Origin of the sequence: Flavobacterium sp. (genome assembly GCF_030146175.1) — a bacterium.
Lineage (GTDB): Bacteria > Bacteroidota > Bacteroidia > Flavobacteriales > Flavobacteriaceae > Flavobacterium.
In genome coordinates, this window is sequence record NZ_JASLCE010000082.1 from 1 (window position 1) to 4,419 (window position 4,419).

Consider the following 4,419-nt stretch of genomic DNA (forward strand, 5'->3'; position numbering starts at 1 on the left):
ATTTCTGCATAATAAAATGTCACCTTCAAGGTAACTTTCATAGGACCCGTTATCCATACTGTCGCCTTTGACTTCAAAGCACATGTATTCGCCACGATGCTCGACGTCGTCAGTAAATGGAATAGTAGGAAGGCTTTCGGTGAATTCTTCGTCGGCAAAGCCATTCAGGTAACCAGCTTGCGCGTATTGATTTACAAGCGGCACGTTCATAATCTTTAAATCGGAAAAAATTACAGGTGAACCGTTCTCGTTAGTCGCCTTTTGTTTTTTGGCTAACAGGCTTTTCATGAAAAATGCGGTCGTCTCGGGGATTTTTCGTTCGCCTTTTTCCCAGTACTGTATCGCTCTAATACCGACGCCAATCGATTTTGATAGCTCAGACTGCTTCATGTTCAAGTTTTTTCTGATTTCTTTGAATTCTAAATAGTTCATAATGAGATTTTTGTAAAAATTAAACAAAATAAAACGCAAATTGTACTCTTTTTTGTTTTGTAAACACGAACAAAATTCGCATATTTGTCGTGTAGCATTTAAGATTGATGCAAATATACGAAATATATGCAACATTTAACAGTGTCATTTATATCAGTGTAATTAGGTGAGGCTCTTAGAATACAGTGTTTTATTTTGTTTCATTGGGTTGTAGGTGTAAAATGTAAAAACACGAACATAGTGCGTAATCGTGCGCGTTTAAATTTTTTTGTGGAACTATTTGCGTAAAAACTATACTAAATATAAAATTTATTTTAATCAATTTCTTTAAACAACCAAATTATTTATCAACCATGAAAAGAAACCGAGAGTTAATTGAAAAACGAAAAGAATTCGTTACAAACTATGTGACGGATAATCAAAGCAAGCAAATGAAGGTAATTGTCAATGAATTGACAGAGATGTTGTTTTTATCAGAGCGTACTATTTACAACATCCTTACAGACGATCAAAATGATTACTGAAATTGTACGTCTCGATAAAGGATGGAACCTCTTCTGGTTCTGCCAGGATAACAAAGAACCGGATTCCTTTGGTTCGGTTGTGTATAAAGCCGGAAACTGCAGTAAAAGGCTGTTTAAAATGGAACTGCCATTATAAAAGAATAACAAACGGTGCCGTGCCGGATGTAGCAAGCAGTTAAGTACATTTCTAAAAAAGGGTAACGCCTCTTTGGTTTCTGAAAAACAGGCCTGTAAGCCGGTTTAAAGAGACCTGAATCAATGACTATTGTTTCGTGGCGCCTTACAGATACTAAAAAAATAAAGCGAAAAAAGAATAGGTTTTTTAAGCATTGGCTTGGAGAACAGAGGACTTTTTTGTGCTTTTTGAAACGATACTCCTTTTAGATTAAAGCTTACAAGAACTATAAATACAAATGAAAACCCTAAACTATGAAAAGAAAAAAGAAAGCAACTAAAGGAAAGAAAGGAGTGTTTGATGAGCAGGAAAAAGATATTGACGATATTATTGATGATATCGCCTATTTGGATGAGCGTCAGAACATTAAAAAAAGCAAAAGCTTTTTAGATAATATGTACCTGATAAATAAGGAAGAATGAATTTGGAAAATTTCAAAATCCTATTTATAGGGACAGCAGTAGCTTTTTCAGGTGGACTATTGCGCGTGTTGATTTCAATCCAGAATAAAGAAAAAAAGCAGCCCTGGGAACACATTGTAACATTGTTGATTGTGGTAATCGTAGGCTTTACAATGAGTTATGTCATGCATAAAGCTAATGTAAACGACAAGTGGTACTCCACAGGGATGCTTTTTGTTCTGGGTTATGGGTATGATAAATTTCTGAAAATGATTACCACTAATCTTCCAAGCTGGATAGACAAAGCGGTAAAAGCTTATATAGAAAAAACATACGGAGTCAATACAGACAAAACCTCAAATGAGAAAGAAGATAATGACGATGTAAAATAGTTTAAAAAAGGACAAAAGATGAAAATAATTAGTCATGATTTTCCTGAAGACCAATATTACAGGGAAGTCACAAAAAAAAAAGGAATTGTGCTGCATCATACCGTCTCTGGCGACTCGGTCTTGGGCGATATCGAATGGTGGAAATCCACTGCGGAACGTGTTGCAACACCTATAATCATCGCTAGAGATGGCGGTATCCATCAGTTGTATTCCTCACAATATTGGGCCCATCATTTAGGAATAAAACAGGAACACTTTAAACGATTCGAGCTTCCGGCGTTAAACACCCAGCGTAATAAAGAATTTATCGGGATTGAACTCGATAGTTGGGGCGGATTGACCACTAAAAATGGCAAGTTTTATTCATTCTCCGGTCAGGAGGTAAAAAAAGAAAACGTGACGTTTTATGAAAAACCATTCCGCGGTTACCAGTATTTTGAAAAATATACAACGGCTCAGCTCGCATCCTTAAAAGAACTATTGGAATATTGGGGAGAACGTTACGCGATTCCGCTAAGTTATAAAGGAGAAATTATGTTCGAATACAACAAAAGAGCGCTGAGTGGCGAAAGTGGAATCTGGGCACATGTTTCTTTCAGGCCGGATAAATCAGATGTGCATCCGCAGAAAGAACTTATAGATATGCTGAAATCATTGGCATAAAAAATTGAAAACGCGATATAAAAACAAAGAAAATGAGAGATAAGGTGTTGTTCTATGCTTTTGGTATTCTGATTTTGATCATCCTTGGATTAAACATTCGAATGTATTTTTTAAAAAAAGACCTCAATGTCGTACTCCAACAACAGATTGACGAACTCGAACTACTAAAAGAACAGAATGTAACGAAATTGGATAGTATCGAACTGCTGAAAAAAAGGCAGTTAGCACTAATCGCTGAAAACGAAAAATCACTTTATGAGGAGATTGCCTGGGCAAAAGAAAATAATATGCGTTATGAACAAATTAAAAAAAACATTAGGAATACTGATGATGCTGACAGCCTGGCACGCCAGCTCACAAAACGCTACGAAGAAAGATAGTGTCGTGATCGCGAAAGAGATCGCCCGGAAGGTACTCATTGACCTGGCCGATTACGATCGGCTTAGGGAAAATAAAGTCGAAGAAAACCTCGAAAAATGCATCGAAATCCAAAAAGAAAAAGATGTGTTGATCAATTTTATGACGCAGCAAAACAAGCTTATGGAAAGTTCGTTACAGCTAACGGAGAAGCAGTTAAAGATCAAAGAGGAACAATTTAAGACCGCGAAAAGCACTACTGGTAACGGTTTTTTGTATGGTTTGGGCGGCCTGGCTATTGGCCTGGTTGTAGGTGTACTACTGGTGCACTAAAACAACAAAAAAGAAAAGTTGCAACTACAGAATTGAGCGGGCAAAAAAGTTCACAACAAAATAAAAATAGTTCAATTTTGTAATGCTAATAACCAAGTAATACCGAAAATGGTATAAGTAATACCTACTGCAACTACAGAATTCAAAACAAAAAATTACCCCGGATTGAAATAAAATAGTTGAATTTTGCAAGTGTAAATAAGTAGTAAAATTCTTTCAAATTAAATTCAAAAACAAAATAGCTTTTGCTAATAAAAACAACCAAAAAATACAAATAAATGTTTCCATATGACAATGGCATATCAAAAACATTTGCACATGAATTATGAAAAATATTACGACAAGACAGGAACTTAAAACGTATTTTGAAACGGGCGACCGTCCTACGGAGGGAGAGTTTTCAGAACTGATTGATAGTTATGTTCACTTAAAGGAACTTAATTTCGGATTAACACTGAGACCCTCGGCAGAAACATTTTACAAGTATTATGATTTTTACAGATCAGAAGAGCTTCCGGATTCTTCGGTAGGACATCGAATTATCGAATCGGTAGAAGGCAGAGAACCGGAGTATTTCCAGGGGTATAGGCACATTATGGGACGAGTAGTGGGATACAAAAAAATGCATATCACTCTGGAAGGGACAGACGATATCATGGTGTATGAGCCAAAGGTAATTATAAAACGCTATAAGCAGAAAAAGAAAATGAGGAACGGTAATATGAGAAAGGCCCATTTTGCTGAAGAAAGAGAAATGGATGCCAAACAATGGAATCGAAAATCGGTTTATGTCATAGAGGAAAAAGAATCGGTTCTTGATATGGAACCCATCCATTACTTCAGACCTAATTTTGAAGGAGGATACAAAGAATTTTCACCTTCGGGAAGTCTCTTTAAACCAGGCGATTTTAAGTTTACAAAACATGGAAAGCCTTTTGTACCTTGTCAAGTTTTGTTAGAAATAATGATCAACGGAAGACCGTACCGATCGCAGCCGGTAGCCTTTAAAATTGTTTTAGGATCATCCGGATTGGAAGATGCCATCAATTATAGTATTGGTTAATACACAGAATAAAATGTATCCAGAGGGACGTTCCTTCGGGAGCAACCCTTGAGTTCGCTCTTGGGATGCTAGCAGAGAA

Annotated in this window: 9 protein-coding genes; 8 read left to right on the top strand and 1 reads right to left on the bottom strand. The window is 36.5% G+C overall.

Going from position 1 to position 4,419, the window contains the following annotated elements:
• On the bottom strand, positions 1-432 hold a 432-nt coding region (locus tag Q1R07_RS09895; protein ID WP_300489334.1), incomplete at its 3' end, for an XRE family transcriptional regulator.
• 353 nt (positions 433-785) lie between these two features.
• Between Q1R07_RS09895 and Q1R07_RS09900 the strand changes: the two genes are divergently transcribed.
• From Q1R07_RS09900 to Q1R07_RS09935, 8 genes are all read left to right on the top strand, one after another.
• Positions 786-956 (top strand): hypothetical protein, encoded by a 171-nt coding sequence (locus Q1R07_RS09900; protein ID WP_168732850.1) that lies wholly within the window; start codon positions 786-788, stop codon positions 954-956.
• Positions 946-1,092, top strand: a complete 147-nt coding sequence (locus Q1R07_RS09905) for a hypothetical protein (protein WP_300489342.1) — start codon at positions 946-948, stop codon at positions 1,090-1,092. Before Q1R07_RS09900 ends, Q1R07_RS09905 begins: the two co-directional genes overlap by 11 nt.
• A 293-nt stretch (positions 1,093-1,385) precedes the next feature.
• Positions 1,386-1,553: a hypothetical protein gene (locus Q1R07_RS09910; protein WP_168732849.1), complete on the top strand. Its 168-nt coding sequence runs from the start codon at positions 1,386-1,388 to the stop codon at positions 1,551-1,553.
• Positions 1,550-1,924: a hypothetical protein gene (locus Q1R07_RS09915; protein ID WP_300489347.1), complete on the top strand. Its 375-nt coding sequence runs from the start codon at positions 1,550-1,552 to the stop codon at positions 1,922-1,924. Before Q1R07_RS09910 ends, Q1R07_RS09915 begins: the two co-directional genes overlap by 4 nt.
• Before the next feature lie 18 nt (positions 1,925-1,942).
• Entirely contained in the window at positions 1,943-2,587 is a 645-nt protein-coding gene (locus Q1R07_RS09920; RefSeq protein ID WP_300489350.1) for an N-acetylmuramoyl-L-alanine amidase, read from the top strand.
• 32 nt (positions 2,588-2,619) lie between these two features.
• On the top strand, positions 2,620-2,967 hold the full coding sequence (locus tag Q1R07_RS09925; protein ID WP_300489352.1) for a hypothetical protein: 348 nt from the start codon (positions 2,620-2,622) through the stop codon (positions 2,965-2,967).
• Positions 2,882-3,277 carry a hypothetical protein gene (locus Q1R07_RS09930; protein ID WP_300489355.1) on the top strand — a complete coding sequence of 132 codons (396 nt, stop codon included), beginning with the start codon at positions 2,882-2,884 and terminating at the stop codon, positions 3,275-3,277. The genes Q1R07_RS09925 and Q1R07_RS09930 overlap by 86 nt, the downstream gene beginning before the upstream one ends.
• A 325-nt stretch (positions 3,278-3,602) precedes the next feature.
• Entirely contained in the window at positions 3,603-4,340 is a 738-nt protein-coding gene (locus Q1R07_RS09935; RefSeq protein ID WP_300489358.1) for a hypothetical protein, read from the top strand.
• The last annotated feature ends 79 nt before the right edge of the window (positions 4,341-4,419 follow it).

Bases quoted from the DNA above. Each gene is read 5' to 3' on its own strand.
- Q1R07_RS09910 (WP_168732849.1), top strand. From the start codon at position 1,386: ATGAAAAGAAAAAAGAAAGCAACTAAAGGAAAGAAAGGAGTGTTTGAT.
- Q1R07_RS09935 (WP_300489358.1), top strand. From the start codon at position 3,603: ATGAAAAATATTACGACAAGACAGGAACTTAAAACGTATTTTGAAACG.
- Q1R07_RS09905 (WP_300489342.1), top strand. From the start codon at position 946: ATGATTACTGAAATTGTACGTCTCGATAAAGGATGGAACCTCTTCTGG.
- Q1R07_RS09915 (WP_300489347.1), top strand. From the start codon at position 1,550: ATGAATTTGGAAAATTTCAAAATCCTATTTATAGGGACAGCAGTAGCT.
- Q1R07_RS09925 (WP_300489352.1), top strand. From the start codon at position 2,620: ATGAGAGATAAGGTGTTGTTCTATGCTTTTGGTATTCTGATTTTGATC.
- Q1R07_RS09930 (WP_300489355.1), top strand. From the start codon at position 2,882: ATGAACAAATTAAAAAAAACATTAGGAATACTGATGATGCTGACAGCC.
- Q1R07_RS09920 (WP_300489350.1), top strand. From the start codon at position 1,943: ATGAAAATAATTAGTCATGATTTTCCTGAAGACCAATATTACAGGGAA.
- Q1R07_RS09900 (WP_168732850.1), top strand. From the start codon at position 786: ATGAAAAGAAACCGAGAGTTAATTGAAAAACGAAAAGAATTCGTTACA.